Source organism: Aquabacterium sp., assembly GCF_049274795.1.
Lineage (GTDB): Bacteria > Pseudomonadota > Gammaproteobacteria > Burkholderiales > Burkholderiaceae_C > Aquabacterium.
Genome location: NZ_JBASTH010000028.1, coordinates 36,216 through 51,589, shown reverse-complemented (window position 1 = coordinate 51,589; position 15,374 = coordinate 36,216). Strand labels below are relative to the sequence as shown.

General features: G+C 65.3%; 13 protein-coding genes and 2 tRNA genes. 10 read left to right on the top strand and 5 right to left on the bottom strand.

Annotated features, from left to right (window positions below; genetic code table 11):
• The first annotated feature begins 37 nt into the window (after positions 1–37).
• A complete protein-coding gene (locus tag WAQ08_RS04270; RefSeq protein WP_422189394.1) occupies positions 38–406 on the top strand; it encodes a VOC family protein in 369 nt (122 codons plus the stop codon).
• A 74-nt stretch (positions 407–480) separates the two neighbouring features.
• Positions 481–1,125, top strand: a complete 645-nt coding sequence (locus WAQ08_RS04265) for a hypothetical protein (protein WP_422189393.1) — start codon at positions 481–483, stop codon at positions 1,123–1,125.
• 58 nt (positions 1,126–1,183) lie between these two features.
• Here the strand turns inward: WAQ08_RS04265 and WAQ08_RS04260 are convergent, their stop codons facing one another.
• The 3 genes from WAQ08_RS04260 to earP form a co-directional block, all read right to left on the bottom strand.
• A complete protein-coding gene (locus WAQ08_RS04260) occupies positions 1,184–2,200 on the bottom strand; it encodes a GGDEF domain-containing response regulator (protein ID WP_422189392.1) in 1,017 nt (338 codons plus the stop codon).
• Between the two features lie 175 nt (positions 2,201–2,375).
• Positions 2,376–2,930 carry an elongation factor P gene (gene efp / locus WAQ08_RS04255; RefSeq protein ID WP_422189391.1) on the bottom strand — a complete coding sequence of 185 codons (555 nt, stop codon included), beginning with the start codon at positions 2,928–2,930 and terminating at the stop codon, positions 2,376–2,378.
• A gap of 57 nt (positions 2,931–2,987) precedes the next feature.
• Positions 2,988–4,130, bottom strand: coding sequence for an elongation factor P maturation arginine rhamnosyltransferase EarP (gene earP, locus WAQ08_RS04250; protein WP_422189390.1), 1,143 nt, complete (start codon positions 4,128–4,130; stop codon positions 2,988–2,990).
• A gap of 21 nt (positions 4,131–4,151) precedes the next feature.
• On the opposite strand from earP, the gene uvrC reads away from it, so the two are divergent.
• The 8 genes from uvrC to WAQ08_RS04210 all read left to right on the top strand — a co-directional run bounded on the left by uvrC (position 4,152) and on the right by WAQ08_RS04210 (position 10,539).
• Positions 4,152–6,143 carry an excinuclease ABC subunit UvrC gene (gene uvrC / locus WAQ08_RS04245; RefSeq protein WP_422189389.1) on the top strand — a complete coding sequence of 664 codons (1,992 nt, stop codon included), beginning with the start codon at positions 4,152–4,154 and terminating at the stop codon, positions 6,141–6,143.
• Positions 6,130–6,708 (top strand): hypothetical protein, encoded by a 579-nt coding sequence (locus WAQ08_RS04240; RefSeq protein WP_422189388.1) that lies wholly within the window; start codon positions 6,130–6,132, stop codon positions 6,706–6,708. The genes uvrC and WAQ08_RS04240 overlap by 14 nt, the downstream gene beginning before the upstream one ends.
• 33 nt (positions 6,709–6,741) lie before the next feature.
• Positions 6,742–7,311: a CDP-diacylglycerol--glycerol-3-phosphate 3-phosphatidyltransferase gene (gene pgsA / locus WAQ08_RS04235; protein WP_422189387.1), complete on the top strand. Its 570-nt coding sequence runs from the start codon at positions 6,742–6,744 to the stop codon at positions 7,309–7,311.
• A 210-nt stretch (positions 7,312–7,521) separates the two neighbouring features.
• Entirely contained in the window at positions 7,522–7,794 is a 273-nt protein-coding gene (locus WAQ08_RS04230; protein WP_422189386.1) for an HU family DNA-binding protein, read from the top strand.
• 25 nt (positions 7,795–7,819) lie between these two features.
• Positions 7,820–7,895, top strand: a tRNA-Val gene (locus tag WAQ08_RS04225).
• 153 nt (positions 7,896–8,048) lie between these two features.
• The gene (locus WAQ08_RS04220; protein ID WP_422189385.1) at positions 8,049–9,974 is read left to right on the top strand and encodes a peptidylprolyl isomerase; all 1,926 of its coding nucleotides are present in this window, start codon (positions 8,049–8,051) and stop codon (positions 9,972–9,974) included.
• Positions 9,975–10,012: 38 nt separating this feature from the next.
• Positions 10,013–10,088: transfer RNA gene (locus WAQ08_RS04215), tRNA-His, on the top strand.
• A 127-nt stretch (positions 10,089–10,215) separates the two neighbouring features.
• Positions 10,216–10,539 (top strand): DUF6538 domain-containing protein, encoded by a 324-nt coding sequence (locus WAQ08_RS04210; protein WP_422189384.1) that lies wholly within the window; start codon positions 10,216–10,218, stop codon positions 10,537–10,539.
• A 130-nt stretch (positions 10,540–10,669) separates the two neighbouring features.
• Here the strand turns inward: WAQ08_RS04210 and WAQ08_RS04205 are convergent, their stop codons facing one another.
• Together WAQ08_RS04205 and WAQ08_RS04200 are read right to left on the bottom strand one after the other, a co-directional pair.
• Positions 10,670–12,172 carry an efflux transporter outer membrane subunit gene (locus WAQ08_RS04205; protein ID WP_422189383.1) on the bottom strand — a complete coding sequence of 501 codons (1,503 nt, stop codon included), beginning with the start codon at positions 12,170–12,172 and terminating at the stop codon, positions 10,670–10,672.
• 4 nt (positions 12,173–12,176) lie between these two features.
• A complete protein-coding gene (locus WAQ08_RS04200; RefSeq protein WP_422189382.1) occupies positions 12,177–15,368 on the bottom strand; it encodes an efflux RND transporter permease subunit in 3,192 nt (1,063 codons plus the stop codon).
• Positions 15,369–15,374 lie beyond the last annotated feature (6 nt).

Below are 15,374 nucleotides of genomic sequence, written 5' to 3'. Positions count from 1 at the left end.
CCCGCGCACAACGACATCGCGACACCAGGGAGGTGGGATGGCAAACCTGCGCACCGTGGAACTCAAGGCCTTTGTGCCAGCCAAGGATTTCGAGCAGTCCAAGCGCTTCTACCAGGACATCGGTTTCACGATGGCCTCGGACAGCGATGGCATCGGCTACTTCCACCACGAGAACGTCAGTTTCCTGCTGCAGCAGTTCTACGTGAAGGAACTGGCCGAGAACCTGATGATGCACCTGCTGGTCGAGGACGTGGATGCCTGGCACGCCCGCCTGCAACGGGCCGATATCGCTGGCCGCTACGGCGTGAAGCTGACACCGATCGAGGCGCGGCCCTGGCGCATGCGTGATTTCATCCTGTTCGATCCTTCCGGCGTGCTCTGGCGCATCGCCCAGAACACGGACTGAACCCCGAAACGGGTCAGCCCAGTTGTCGAGCCGCGTCGCTGTTCCGTGTTTGCGCCGATCTTTCCAAACAACACATGACCATCAAGTATCTCACCTCGTTTTCGCTGGTGGCCCTGGCTTGCCTGGCCACCTCTGCCATCGCGCAACCGGCATCACAGCCTGCTGACAGCGCAGCCGCACCTGAGGCCGCGGCATCAACGCGGGCCACACCTGCCAGCAGCGCATCGCAGCCGACACGGGCCTACATCAACCAGGCGGGGGATGCCGTCATCGCGCCCCTGGGTGACCTGAACCTGATGCGCGCCAAGATCCCCGATGCGTTGAAGGAAGCGCTGGTGTCGCCCTATGCCGAGCCGCCCGCGCGCGAATGCGCTGCTCTGACCGAGCGCATTCAGGCGCTCGATGCCGCGTTGGGCGCCGATCTGGACGCCCCAAAGACCGGCAATGAGGCCAGCCTGCTGGACCAGGCGGGCAAGGCGTCCATCAATATGATCAGCGACACCACCACCGGCATCGTGCCTTTCCGCGGCTGGGTGCGTCGCCTGACGGGCGCAGAGCGCCACTCCAAGCGCGTGGCGGCGGCCATCACGGCCGGCTCGCTGCGCCGTGCTTACCTGAAGGGCTATGCCCGTGCGCAAGGTTGCCCTGCCACGGCGCCGGCTGTAGCAGCACCGGCGGCGAAAGCCGCGAGCGCGGCGTCGGCGGCATCGGCGCCTTGATGATGGATGAGGGGCAGGGCGCCGGGCCTCAAGCCCTGGCGCCTTGACTGAGCCCCGATCAGGCCTCGGTCAGGCGCCCCAGCCCGCTGTTCACCGCCCACAGCCCTTGCTGCAGGTGCTCGTTGGTGTCCAACTGCATCTCGAAGCTGAAGAAGCGGTTGCGCCCCTGCACCTTGGCGGCGTAGAGCGCTTCGTCGGCGCGCATGATCAGGCTCTGCACGGTGGTGTCGTCGTCCGGCATCACGGTGGTGATGCCGCCTGATAGCGTCACGTGCTCGGAGACGGGTGAATCAGGGTGCGGCAGGCCGCGTGTGCGCACCAGGCTCTGCAGCGCACGCGCGAAAGTCATGGCGCCAGCCTTGGGCGTGTTGGGCAGGATGATGCCGAACTCTTCGCCGCCATAGCGGGCCACGAAGTCGGTCGGGCGCCGGCAGACCAGGCGCATCAGGCGCGCGATGTTCTGCAGGCACTGGTCACCTTCGACGTGGCCAATGCTGTCGTTGAAGCGCTTGAAGTGGTCCACGTCGCACAGGATCAGTGTGAGCGGCTTGTGCTCGCGCCGGCACTGGCCCAACTGGGTGTGCAGGCGCTCGTTGAAGCTGCGGCGGTTGCCCAGGCCGGTCAGGTCGTCATGGAAGCTCAGGTGCGACAGTCGCTCGTTGGCGGCGCGCAACTCTTCCGTGGCGGCGATCAACTGGTTGCGCATGTGCAGCAGGCGGTGCATGGCATGCAGCTTGGCGCGCAGCACCACGGGCGAGATTGGCTTGATCAGGTAGTCGTCACCGCCGGCCTCGATGCCTTCCCAGAGGCTGAGCTCATGCTCCTGGCCGGAGACGAAAATGATCGGTGTCCAACGGCTGCCTTCGGCATCGCGCACCTGGCGGGCCAGCCAATAGCCGTCTTCGCCGCCGGGCAGGCCGACGTCGACCAGCACGAGGTCCGGGCGCTGTGTCTGGAACAGGGTGAGGGCTTCACGAGCCGTGCTCGCCTCAAGCACGCGGTGGCCCAGTTGGCTGAGCGCTTGACCCAGTCCAGACTGCGAACCCTGCTGGTCTTCTGCCAGCAAAATGGTCATCGAGGCGTCCTGCATTCAGTGTGTTCTCCCTCTCGAATCACCACCGTACCATGCGCCACTCGGCCCATGGAATGCCATGTTTTAGGTGGTGTGCGCGAGATTGTCGCAAATGTGCTGCAGTGCACAAAAAAAGGCCACCGCAGGGTGGCCTTTTCTCATCATGGGAAATTAACGCTCACACGCGCTTCTTGTATTCGTGCGTGCGGGTGTCGATTTCGATCTTGTCGCCCGATTCCACGAACAGGGGCACGGGGATCTCGAAGCCGGTGCCGACCACGCGGGCGGGCTTCATGACCTTGCCGGAGGTGTCGCCCTTGACGGCGGGCTCGGTCTCGATTTCGCGCACGATGGTGGTGGGCAGTTCGACCGAGATGGCCTTGCCGTCGTAGAACACCACTTCGGCTTCCATGCCGTCTTGCAGGTAGTTGATCGCGTCGCCCATGTTTTCGGCTTCGATCTCGAACTGGTTGTACTCGGCGTCCATGAAGGCGTACATGGGGTCGGCGAAGTAGGAGTAGGTGCACTCCTTCTTGTCCAGCACGATCTGGTCCATCTTGTCGTCGGCCTTGAAGACCAGTTCGGCGCCAGCGCCGTTCAGCAGGTTCTTCATCTTGATGCGCACGGTGGCGGCGCCACGGCCACCACGGCTGTATTCGGTCTTGAGGACGACCATCGGGTCCTTGCCCTGCATGATCACGTTGCCGGCGCGGATTTCTTGAGCGAGTTTCATGGGTGGGTTCCCGAAAGCATAGGTTTGGCGCACCAAAAGTGCGAACAGCCTTCGATTTTAACCCGGCGCGGTGACGAATTGAAGTAGTTGGGTCACCAAGTCGGGCTGACGCGCTAATTCCTCGCGGGATTGCAGGCTCTGCGTCTGCCAGAGCGCCCAGGCGGGGGGCGGCCAGAGCGCGTCCAGGGCGTTCAAGCCGGCGCCTGGTGTGGGCAGGCCGTTCCAGGCGCGCCACAGCGTCTGCACATCGGTGGCAAGGGCTGGGGGCCACGACGCCATCCAGCGGTCCATGAAGGCTTGCAGCTTGCCCTCGTGCACGCCGTCGTCCTGCGGGTAGATGTGCCAGACGTGTGGGCGGCCGGCCCACAGGGCACGCACGGCGGAATCCTCACCTCGCACGACGTTCATGTCGCAGGCCCACAGCAGGGTGTCGTAGGCCGGTTGGGGCAGGTAGGGCAGTGGGTGCAGGCGCAGGCCCTCGGGGGCGGTTGGCAAGGCCTGGGCTTCCCGCGTTGCGGCGCCTGGGGTCAGCAGCACATGCGTGTTGACCGGGCCCGAGGCCTGCGACAACTGGCCAAGCTGCCGCAACAGGGCCTGTACAGGTGCGCCCGGATAGCAGAACACCGAGACCACACGCTCACCAGGTTGCCAGGGCACGCCCAAGGTTGCGAGTGCCTGGGCGCGTGCCGCGGTGTTGTCTTGAATGGCATCACGCGGGCCGGCCAGCCCCGGCTCCTGCAGCAACCCGCCGGTGCGCCCGGTGAAGCCAGGGTAGAAAAAGTGCTTGAGCAGCCCGGCACCGGGCCCGCTGAACACCGGCGAGCGCAGGCCATGACTGCGCTCCACATAGCTTTCCGCGCTCAGGTATTCGAGGTTGATCCAGTGGGGCGGGGCAGGGCGCTGCATGCGGGCCAGGATGCCGGCGGGCACGTCACAGCCGAAGGCCTCAATGACCACGTCGCCGGGTTCTGGCCAGGCTTGGGATGGCGACGCATCGCTGGCAGGCCAGTCCAGCACGGTGATGCCGGGGTGCCCCGGGCCCTCAGGCGCGGCTTCCGGTGCCATCCAGTGCAGGGCCGCGGCATCGTCCAGCCACAGGCGCACGGTGTGCCCGCGCGCGGCCAGGTCGCGTGACAGCCGCCAGCACACCCCCAGGTCGCCGTGGTTGTCGATGACCTTGCAGAAGATGTCCCAGCGCATGGCTGGATTATCCTCGCGGCCATGACCCAGGTCTCCGCCAGCGACGGCATGCCCGCCGACGCACCCGATTCTCTGCCCGACGCCCAGCCCGATGCACCACCAGTGGACAACCGCGAGGCCATCTGGGAGCGCCTGCTCGGCGAGGTCGCCGCGCTGCCCGGCCTGCCCGGCGTCTACCGCTACTTCGATGCCCAGGGCGAGGTGCTCTACGTCGGCAAGGCGCGCGACCTGAAGAAGCGTGTCTCCAGCTATTTCCAGAAGAACCACGGCGGCACGCGCATCGGGCACATGGTCTCGCGCATTTCGCGCATGGAGACCACCGTGGTGCGCAGCGAGGCCGAGGCCCTGCTGCTGGAAAACAACCTGATCAAGATGCTGAAGCCGCGCTTCAACATCCTGTTCCGCGACGACAAGAGCTACCCCTACCTGAAGATCGCCTCGCACGAGTTCCCGCGCCTGGCCTACTACCGGGGCGGCGTCGACAAGAAGCACCGCTACTTCGGGCCGTACCCGAACGCCTGGGCGGTGAAGGAAACGATTCAGTTGTTGCAGAAGGTGTTCCTGCTGCGCACCTGCGAAGACGCCGTCTTCAACCACCGCACGCGCCCCTGCCTGCTTTACCAGATCAAGCGCTGCAGCGGCCCCTGCGTCAACTTCATCACCCCTGATGATTACCGCCGTGACGTGGGCCAGGCCGAACGCTTCCTGCTGGGCGAGCAGCAGGAGGTGCTCGACATCATGCAGGCGCAGATGATGGAACACGCTGACCGGCTGGAGTTCGAGAAGGCGGCCGAGATTCGCAACCAGATCGCGGCCCTGTCCAAGGTGCTGCACCAGCAGTCGGTGGACACGGGGCTTGAGAAAGACGTGGACATCCTGGCCGTGCGCGTGGAAGGCGGCCGCGCCTGCGTGAACCTGGCCATGGTGCGTGGTGGCCGCCACCTGGGTGACCGTGCCCACTTCCCCGTGCACGTGCAGGACCACGTGCTGGCCCCCGATGAAGCCGCCGCGCTGGACGAGGCCCACGCCACCCCGGCCGACCTGGCCCTGGCCACCGAGGTGCGTGTGCTGGAGGCCTTCATGGCCCAACACTACCTGGATGGCGGCGCGCCAGCCCTGCTGGTGCTCAGCCATGCGGTGGACCCGGCCCTGGTGGAGGCCTTGTCCCAGCAGGCCGGGCGCCGCATCAATGTGGTCAGCCAGCCGCGCGAAGAGCGCCGTGCCTGGCTAGACATGGCGCTCAAGGGCGCCGAACTGGCCCTGAGCCGCCTGCTCAGCGAGGAGGGCTCGCAGCAGTCACGCACCCGTGCCCTGGTCGAGGCACTTGACCTGGCCGTGGACGCGCAGGCCGAGGGCGATGCCCTGGCCACCCTGCGCATGGAATGCTTCGACATCAGCCACACCGCGGGCGAGGCCACGCAGGCCTCCTGCGTCGTCTACGAAGGGCACAAGATGCAGCCCTCGCAATACCGGCGCTACAACATCAACGACATCACCGGCGGCGACGACTATGCCGCGATGAAGCAGGTGCTGTTGCGCCGCTACGGTGGTGGCAAGCTCGAACGCATGCCTGATCTGGTGCTGATCGATGGCGGCAAGGGGCAGGTGGCCATGGCCCGCGAGGTGTTCGAATCGCTGGGCCTGGACCTGTCCCTGCTGGTGGGCGTGGAGAAGGGCGAGGGCCGCAAGGTGGGCCTGGAAGAGCTGGTCTTCGCCGATGGCCGCCCCAAGCTGCAACTGGCGCCCAGTTCCGCCGCGCTGATGCTGGTGGCGCAGATCCGTGACGAGGCGCACCGCTTCGCCATCACCGGCATGCGCGCCAAGCGTGCCAGCGTGCGCACCGGTGGCAGCAAGCTGGAAGACATCCCTGGCGTGGGCCCCAAGCGCCGGGCAAAATTGCTGCAACGCTTCGGTGGCGTGCGCGGCGTGGCCCAGGCCAGCGTCGATGACCTGGCCTCCGTCGATGGCATCTCACAAGAACTGGCCGAGGAGATCTACCGTGCCCTTCGCTGACAAACTTGCCGGATCGCAAGATGTCGCCCGCCGCCACACCCGCTTGGGGCGCTGGCTGCGCGGCCTGTTCGGCGCCAGCCTGGCGGTGGCCGCGACCGGTTGCGACACCCTGAACACCGGTCGCTCCGACACCGCCCCGGGCGGCACGCCCACCAGCAGCTCGGCCAATGCGCAGGTCGACCGCGAGGCCGCCAAGGATGGCCTGGGCCAGGCCCGCACGTTGGGCGCGCCCACCCCATCACGCAGCATGGCCGAGGTGCGCCAGCAGGCTGCCCGCCGCCTGGTGGCCGCCAACCCGCAAGGCACCTACACCGGCAAGCCGCCCGACATCCTGCTGGCCATCCCCGTGCTCACCATCGAGCTCAACGCCGATGGCTCCATCCGCCGCATCGAGGTGATGCGCTACCCGCGTCAGGCCAAGGACACGGTCGACACGGCCATCGCCGCCGTGCGCCGCGCTGCACCGTTCGGTGATGTCTCTCGGCTGCCCAAACCCTGGAAGTTCAACGAGACCTTCCTTTTCAACGACCAGCGAAAGTTCAAGCCGATGACGCTGGACCGCTGAGCGCGGACCGCCGCTTGCAGGCACAATCCCGGGATGTTCTGGAATTTGCCCACATTGCTCACCTGGGCGCGGATCGTGGCGATCCCGCTGATCGTGGGTTTGTTCTACCTGCCGCTCCCCTCGGCCGACATCAACCTGTGGGCCTGCGGCCTGTTCGCCGTGGTGGCCTTCACCGACTGGCTCGATGGCTGGCTGGCGCGCAAGCTCAACCAGACCTCGTCCTTCGGCGCCTTCTTGGATCCGGTGGCCGACAAGTTCCTGGTCTGTGCCTCGCTGCTGATCCTGCTGGAGCTGGGGCGGGTCAACGCCGTGGTCGCGCTCATCATCATCGGTCGCGAGATCGCGATCTCGGCGCTGCGTGAATGGATGGCGCAGATCGGCGCCTCGCGCAGCGTGGCGGTGCACATGCTGGGCAAGCTCAAGACCGCCGCCCAGATGGTCGCCATCATGCTGCTGCTGTACGACGGCGATTTCGGCTTTCTGCACATCCATGCGCGCACTGTCGGCACCTGGCTGATCTACATCGCCTGCGGCCTGACGATCTGGTCGATGGCCTACTACCTCAAGCGCTCCATTCCGGACATCGTGGCCAAGGCCAAGTAAGGCAGGGCGGCCACAGACAGAATGTGCGCCGCATGTCAAGCGTGCATCCACGGCCTTGAGGTGCTGGGGGTGCCCAAAGATTGAGCATAGAATGGTTCGGCAGGGCGGGGTTCTCCCGTTGGTCTCGCGCATGGCGCCCGATCACATATATCCGGCGCCGCGAAGACATCACCAGGCTCGTTTTTTGGCACCTTCCAGAGGGGATTTTTCGTGAACAAGTCCGAGTTGATTGATCACATTGCCAAGCAGGCTGATATTTCCAAGGCTGCTGCTGGCCGCGCACTCGAGGCCGTGATCGGCGGCGTACGCACCACCCTGAAAAAAGGCGGCACCGTGTCGCTGGTGGGCTTTGGCACGTTCGCCGTCACCACGCGTGCGGCACGCACCGGCCGCAACCCGCGCACCGGTGAAACCATCAAAATCAAGAAGGCCAAGCTGCCGAAATTCCGGCCGGGCAAGGCTCTCAAGGATGCTTTGAACTAAAATACAAAGCTTTCCTCAAACTGCCGGGTGCTTAGCTCAGTTGGTAGAGCGGCGCCCTTACAAGGCGTAGGTCGGGGGTTCGAACCCCTCAGCACCCACCACACGGCAGTACGCGACGAACGTGTCAGACGCTTGAGTCAGACGTTGCAAAGGCGGACCTCGGTTCGCCTTTGTTCTGTTGGGCACCATGCCCATAACAACAGGTGCGGCCCAGGGCCAAGCACCAGGCTTTCACAGGACCTCAAAGGCCCGCGATGTTCGATTTTGTCCGCAAGTACACCAAGCTCTTCCAGATCATCCTGGTCGTGCTGATCTTGCCCTCCTTCATCCTGGTGGGGGTGCAAAGTTTCGACAACCCGTCAGGCGATGTCGTGGCCAAGGTCGGCCGCCAGAAGATCTCGCAGGCCGAACTGGACAACGCTGTTCGCACCATGGCCGATCGCGTGCGCTCGCAGCAGCCCGAGACGGATGCCGCCCAGTTCGACGCGCCCGAGTTCAAGCAGCGCGCTCTTGATGCCCTGGTGCACGACTACACCATCAGCGCTGCAGCCTACGATCAGCGCGTGCGCGCCTCTGATGCGCGCCTGCAGCGCATCTTCGCCACCTCGCCTGATTTCGCGCCGTTCCGCAACGCCAACGGCACGATCAATACCCAGTTGCTCGAAGCCCAAGGTATCTCCTCGGCGCAGTTCGCTGAGCGCCTGCGCCAGCAGATCACCACCAGTCAGGTGGTTGGCGGCGTTGAAGGCACGGGCACCGTCTCCAAGACGGCCAACCGCCTGGCGGTCGAGGCCTTGTTCCAGGTGCGTGATGTGCAGTGGCGCAAATTCGAGCCCAAGGACTACGCAGCTCAACTCAACCCCAGCGTGGAGCAACTGCGCAAGTTCTACGACGAGCCTGCCATGGCCTCGGTGTTCCGCGAGCCCGAACACGCTGACGTGCAGTACGTGCTGCTGGACCTGGACAGCCTGAAATCCCGCGTGACGGTTTCTGAAGATGATCTGCGCGCTTCCTACAAGCAGAACATCGTCAACTACACGCAGCCCGAAGAGCGCCGCGCCAGCCACATCCTGATCAAGGCCGAGAAGAGCGCCTCGGCCGCCGAGCGTCAGGCTGCCAAGGCCAAGGCCGAGAAGCTGCTGGCCGAGCTCAAGAAGAGCCCCGCCCAGTTCGCCGAACTGGCGCGCAAGAACTCGGAAGACCCGGGCTCTGCCGCCAACGGGGGCGACCTGGAGTTCTTCGGCCGTGGCGCCATGACCAAGCCCTTCGAAGATGCCGTGTTCTCGCTCAAGAAGGGCCAGATCAGCGATGTGGTCGAGTCCGATTTCGGCTTCCACGTCATCGAAGTAACCGATGTGCGCGGCGGTCAGGCACAGCCCTTCGAGGCCGTGCGTGCACAGATCGAAGACGACGCCCGCAAGCAGCTGGCCCAGCGCCTGTACGCAGACGCGGCTGACAAGTTCACCAACACCGTCTACGAGCAGGCCGATAGCCTCAAGCCCGTGGCCGATGAACTCAAGCTGCAGGTACAAAGCGCTTCCAACGTGCTGCGCAACCCTGGTGCCAAGGATCAGGGCGTGCTGGGCAACACCCGCCTGCTGCAGGCCCTGTTCGATCCGGCTAACCGCAGCAAGAACCGCAACACCGAAGCCATCGAAGTGGGCCCCAGCAAGCTGATCTCGGCCCGCATCGTGAAGTACTACCCCGATGCCAAGCCGCCGTTCGAGCAGGTGGAAGCCAAGGTGCGTGAGCGCTGGATCGCCCGCGAAGCCACCGCTGCAGCCCGCAAGGATGCCGAGCAGAAGCTGGCCGCCTGGAAGCAAACGCCCGACAAGGCCGACCTGCCTGCCTCGGTGCAGATGTCGCGCCGCCTGGTGTTCTCGCAGCCGCCGGCCGTGCTGGATGCCGCCCTGCGCATCCCCGAAAAGCAACTGCCGGCCTGGCAGGTGGTGGATCTGGGTGATGAGGGGGTCGCGCTGATCAAGGTCAACAAGGTGCTGCCGCTGCAGATCGTGCCGGAAGAAGAGAAGGCCACCCAGGCGCAGTTCACCAACTACTGGGCCCGCGCCGAGGCCGAGGCCTATCTGCGTGCCCTGCAGCGCGAGTACAAGGTCAAGATCCTCAAGCCTCAGCGGGCTGAGGCAACCAAGGCAGAGGGAAAATCCGCCGCGGGCGGTTGAACGATCCGAAAGCGCGCTATACTCTTGGTCTTTCGATGGTGGCTGTAGCTCAGTTGGTAGAGTCCCAGATTGTGATTCTGGTTGTCGTGGGTTCGAGTCCCATCAGCCACCCCACCCGTCTTCCAAGTCTGCGCTAAGTGCTTGATTCTTCTAGGGATAGAAGCAAAATCAAGCACTTAGCTTCAGCGATATAACTGCACTTGCTACACAGCCTGCTACACACAAACGTGTTACAGGCTCCATGAAACAAGTCGCAGAACATCTCTTCTCTCGCGGAAAATCCGGCAAGCTCTATTGCCGCGTACGCGTCCCCAAAAAGCTCCGCAGTGCCTACGGGCAAACCGCTGAAATCCTGCGGTCGCTTGGCACGTCCGACGTTGCCGAAGGCAGGCGTCGGCTCGTCGTTGAGCTCGCAAACATCTACAAAGATTTCGACCTGAAGCAGCAGCGCCTGCTCGCTCACGAGACGAAACGCTTGCAGCGTTCGGCCCAGCGTCTGTCCTCACTATCGGGTAAGCAAGTCGAGGCCCTTGCCCAAACTTGGGTTTCGTTAAACAAGAATTGATATTTTTGTCGGCAGCCCAGATGACGTCACTTGGTGTCAGCCCGGGGGCGCGGGCTGCATGGTTCGGTCCTGCCATGAAAAAAAGGGGCCGCTGTGAAGCGGCCCTTGCGTGTGCTGGTTAGCTCGTGGCTCAGAGCGGTCTGGTGCCTTGGCTGGCTGGCGCTGCTGAAGCCTGAGCCGGCGCGGGCTCACCCCAACTGCCGCCCAGCGCCCGGATCAGCCCCACCGTCGTGGAGGCCCAGGCACCGCGTACCTGCACGGCCTGGCGCTCGATCGCGAGCAGGCTACGCTGGGTGTCGATCAGCGTGAGGTAGCTGTCTTCGCCCGCGCGGTAGCGCTTGTCGGCCAGCTCGGCCGAGCGGCGCGCAGCCAACAGGGCTTCATCGAGCGACTCGGTCTGGCCGCGCACGGCGCTCAGGCCCGAGAGCTTGTCCTCGACATCGCCGAAGGCTGCCAGCACGGTCTGGCGGTAGCTGGCCACCGATTCGTCCAGCGCGGCCTCGGCCCGCGTGATGTTGGCCTTGTTGCGGCCGCCATCGAACAGGGGCATGGACAGCACGGCGTTGACCAGCCAGGCGCGGGCGCTCCAGTCGAACAGATCACGCAGTTCGTACGAGGCGTTGCCGCCATTGGCCGTCAGCATCAGGGCCGGGAACACGGCCGAGCGGGCTTGCCCCACGCGGGCGGTGGCCGCCATCAGCTGAGCCTGGGCGGCTGCCACGTCGGGGCGTCGCTCCAGCAGGGCCGAGGGCAGGCCGGCGGGTACCACCGGCACCTTGGCTTCCACCGTCAAGGGCTTGGGCGTCAGGTCGAAGTTGGCCGGGGCCTTGCCCAGCAGCAAGGCCAGTGCGTGCTCCACCTGGGCACGCTGGCCGCGCACGCCTTGCAGTTCGGCACGCGTGGTGGCCAGCTCGGTGCGGGCACGGGCCACGTCCAGCTCGGACACATCACCGGCGTCACGGCGCTTGCCGATCAGGTTGGCGGTTTCCTGGCGCAGGCCCAGCGTGCGCTCCAGCACGGCCACGTCGGCATCCAGCGTGCGCAGTTGGAAGTAGGCCTGGGCCACGTCGGCCTGCAAGGCCAGCAGCACCGAGCGGTAGGTGGCTTCGCTGGCCTGCGCGTCGGCCTGGGCGGCGTTCACGCTGTTGGCCACGCGGCTGAACAGGTCCACCTCGTAGCTGGCGGTCAGGCCTGCGCTCCACACCGTGCCCGGTGGGAGGTTGGTGCCTTCGGCCGCGCCTTGCTGGGCGGGGGCGTACTTCTGGCGTGCCACGCCGGCGTTGATGCCCACCTGGGGCAGACGGTCGGCCTGGGCACTGCCCAGCGAGGCTCGGGCGGCCTTGACCCGGGCCGCGGCGACCGCAAGGCTGGGGTTGGCGGCTTCGGCCTGCTGTTGCAGTTCGTTGAGCGTGGCGTCGTCGAAGGCCTGCCACCAGGCGCCGCGTGGCGCGGCTTCCGAGGGCTGGGCCGTCTTCCAGTGGCCCTGGTTGGCCGCGCTGGCGTCGGTGGTGGCGGCTTCCTTGAAGCCGGCTGGCACGCTGAGCTGGGCATCGCGCGGCTCGGGTGCGGTGGCGCACCCGGCCAGCACCAGCGCCAGCATCAGCGGGGTGAAGGTGTGTCGAAGGGCAATCATGTGATCAAGCCTCCTGGATGACGGGGTCTTGAGATGGGGTCTGGGGCTCGTCGGTGCGGCGGCCTTCCAGGCGCACGGCCAGGAAGCGCAGCAGCACGTAGAACACTGGCGTGAGGAACAGGCCGAACAGGGTCACGCCCAGCATGCCGGCGAACACGGCCACACCCATGGCATGGCGCATTTCCGATCCGGCACCGCTGGAGAAGACCAGGGGCACCACGCCCATGATGAAGGCGACGGACGTCATCAGGATGGGGCGCAGACGCAGGCGGCTGGCTTCCAGGGCGGCATCGACGATGCTGCGGCCATGGTGTTCCAGTTCACGGGCGAACTCCACGATCAGGATGGCGTTCTTGGCCGACAGCCCCACCAGCACGAACAGCGCGATCTGCGTGAAGATGTTGTTGTCGCCCTTGGTGATGTACACCCCGGCCAACGCGCACAGCATCGACATCGGCACGATCAGGATCACGGCCAGCGGCAGTGTCCAGCTTTCGTACTGGGCGGCCAGCACCAGGAAGACCAGCAGCACGCACAGCGGGAACACGTAGATCATGGTGTTGCCGGCCAGGATCTCCTGGTAGGTCAGGTCGGTCCACTCGAAGCCCACGCCCTTGGGCAGGGTCTCAAAGGCGATCTTCTCCATGATCTCCTTGGCCTGGCCCGATGACACGCCGGGGGCGGCGCCACCGTTGATGTCGGCGGCCACGTAGGCGTTGTAGCGCTGCACGCGGTCGGGGCCGTAGCTGTCGGAGATCTTCAGCAGGCTGCCCAGTGGCACCATCTCGCCGCTGTTGCTGCGCACCTTGAGCTGCGAGATCGACTCCGGGCTGCTGCGGAAGGGCGCGTCGGCCTGGGCCATCACCTGGAAGGTGCGGCCGAACTTGTTGAAGTCGTTGACGTACAGCGAGCCCAGGTTGATCTGCAGCGTGTCGAAGATGCTGCTCAAAGGCACACCCATCTGCTTGGCCTTGACGCGGTCCACGTCGGCGAACAGCTGCGGCACGTTGATCTGGTAGCTGCTGAACACACCGGCCAACTGCGGCGTCTGCCAGGCCTTCATCTGCAGGGCCATGGTGGCCTTGTACAGCTCGTCGTAGCCCACGTTGCCGCGGTCTTCGATGAAGAGCTTGAAGCCGCCGATGGCGCCCATGCCGTTCACCGCGGGCGGCGGGAACACCATGATGAAAGCATCTTGAATCGCCCCCAGGCGCTTGTTGACCTCGGCCGCGATGGCGTCGCCCGTGAGGGCAGGGTCACCCTTGCGCTTGTGGAAGTCGTCCAGCGTGTAGAACACGATGCCGGCATTGGGCGCGTTGGTGAAGCCGTTGATCGACAGGCCAGGGAAGGCCACCGACTCAGCGACACCAGGCACCGACTTGGCGATGTCCGACATGCGGCGGATCACGGCGTCGGTGCGCTCCAGCGAGGCGGCGTCAGGCAGCTGGGCGAAGCCCACCAGGTACTGCTTGTCCTGCGCCGGCACGAAGCCCGCGGGCACGGCCTTGAACACGAAGAACGCGGCCACGCACAGCACCAGGTACACGCCCATGGTGACGGCCTTGTGGTTCAGCGTGCCACCCACGCCACCCTGGTAGCGGTGCGAGGCACGGTCGAACACGCGGTTGAAGCGCTTGAAGAAGCCACCCAGCGCCCAGTCCATCGCACGCGACAGACGGTCCTTGGGCGCATCGTGCGGCTTGAGCAGCACGGCGGCCAGGGCAGGTGACAGCGTCAGAGAGTTGAAGGCCGAGATCACTGTCGAGATGGCGATGGTTAGCGCGAACTGCTTGTAGAACTGGCCCGTCAGGCCCGCCACGTAGGCGATGGGGATGAACACCGCACACAGCACCAGCGCAATCGCGATGATGGGCCCCGAGACCTCCTTCATGGCCTGGATGGTGGCCGCGCGCGGGTTCAGCCCGTTGGCGATGTTGCGCTCCACGTTCTCGACCACCACGATGGCGTCGTCTACCACGATGCCGATGGCCAGCACCAGGCCGAACAGCGACAGCGTGTTGATCGAGAAGCCGAAGCCCAGCAGCACCGCGAAGGTACCCACGATGGACACGGGCACGGCCAGCAGCGGGATGATGGACGCGCGCCAGGTCTGCAGGAACACGATCACCACCAGCACCACCAGGGCCACGGCCTCCAGCAGCGTCATGATCACGGCCTTGATCGAATCACGAACGAACTGCGTCGGGTCGTAGACGATGGCGTAATCGACGTCGGCCGGGAAGTCCTTCTTGAGCTCGTCCATCGCGGCGCGCACGTCGGTCGACAGCTGCAACGCGTTGGAGTTGGGCGCCTCGAAGATGCCCATGCCGACGGCCGGCTTGTTGTTGAGCAGCGAGCGTAGCGCATAACCGTTGGAGCCCAGCTCGATGCGCGCCACGTCACGCAGGTGCGTGATGCCGCCATCGGTGTTGGTCTTGACGATGATGTTGCCGAACTCTTCTTCCGTGCTCAGGCGCCCGGAGGCGTTGACGGAGAGCTGGAAGGGCGTCTTGGTGTCGGGCGGTGCACCGACCACACCGGCAGCCACCTGCACGTTCTGTTCGCGGATGGCGGCCACCACGTCGGAGGCCGTCATGCCGCGCTGCGCCACCTTCTGCGGATCCAGCCACACGCGCATAGCGTAGTCGCCGGCACCGAAGATCTGCACATCGCCCATGCCGTTCAGGCGGGCCAGGCGATTCTTGATGTTCAAGGTGGCGTAGTTGCGCAGGTAGACGTCGTCATAGCTGCCCTTGGGCGACAGCAGGTGGACCACCAGCGTCAGGTTGGGCGAGGCCTTGACGGTCGTCACGCCGAACCGGCGCACTTCTTCCGGCAGGCGGGGCAGGGCGCGCTGCACGCGGTTCTGCACCTGGGTTTCGGCCTGCTCGACGTTGGTGCCGATCTTGAACGTGACGGTCAGCGTGAGCACGCCGTCGGTCGTGGCCTGCGAGGACATGTAGAGCATGTTCTCGACGCCGTTGATCTGCTCCTCCAGCGGGGCGGCCACGGTTTCGGCGATCACCGTGGGGTTGGCGCCGGGGAACTGGGCACGCACCACCACCGAGGGCGGCACCACCTCGGGGTATTCCGAGATGGGCAGCTTGAAGATGGAGATCGCACCCGCGATGAAGACCAGGATGGACAGCACCGCGGCAAAGATCGGCCTGTTCACGAAGAATCGTGAAATGTTCATGGGAGA

Excerpts from the sequence above, each read along its gene's own strand:
- uvrC (WP_422189389.1), top strand. The coding sequence starts at position 4,152 with ATGACCCAGGTCTCCGCCAGCGACGGCATGCCCGCCGACGCACCCGAT.
- WAQ08_RS04200 (WP_422189382.1), bottom strand. The coding sequence starts at position 15,368 with ATGAACATTTCACGATTCTTCGTGAACAGGCCGATCTTTGCCGCGGTG.
- WAQ08_RS04265 (WP_422189393.1), top strand. The coding sequence starts at position 481 with ATGACCATCAAGTATCTCACCTCGTTTTCGCTGGTGGCCCTGGCTTGC.
- efp (WP_422189391.1), bottom strand. The coding sequence starts at position 2,930 with ATGAAACTCGCTCAAGAAATCCGCGCCGGCAACGTGATCATGCAGGGC.
- WAQ08_RS04210 (WP_422189384.1), top strand. The coding sequence starts at position 10,216 with ATGAAACAAGTCGCAGAACATCTCTTCTCTCGCGGAAAATCCGGCAAG.
- WAQ08_RS04270 (WP_422189394.1), top strand. The coding sequence starts at position 38 with ATGGCAAACCTGCGCACCGTGGAACTCAAGGCCTTTGTGCCAGCCAAG.
- WAQ08_RS04205 (WP_422189383.1), bottom strand. The coding sequence starts at position 12,172 with ATGATTGCCCTTCGACACACCTTCACCCCGCTGATGCTGGCGCTGGTG.
- WAQ08_RS04260 (WP_422189392.1), bottom strand. The coding sequence starts at position 2,200 with ATGACCATTTTGCTGGCAGAAGACCAGCAGGGTTCGCAGTCTGGACTG.
- earP (WP_422189390.1), bottom strand. The coding sequence starts at position 4,130 with ATGCGCTGGGACATCTTCTGCAAGGTCATCGACAACCACGGCGACCTG.
- WAQ08_RS04220 (WP_422189385.1), top strand. The coding sequence starts at position 8,049 with ATGTTCGATTTTGTCCGCAAGTACACCAAGCTCTTCCAGATCATCCTG.
- pgsA (WP_422189387.1), top strand. The coding sequence starts at position 6,742 with ATGTTCTGGAATTTGCCCACATTGCTCACCTGGGCGCGGATCGTGGCG.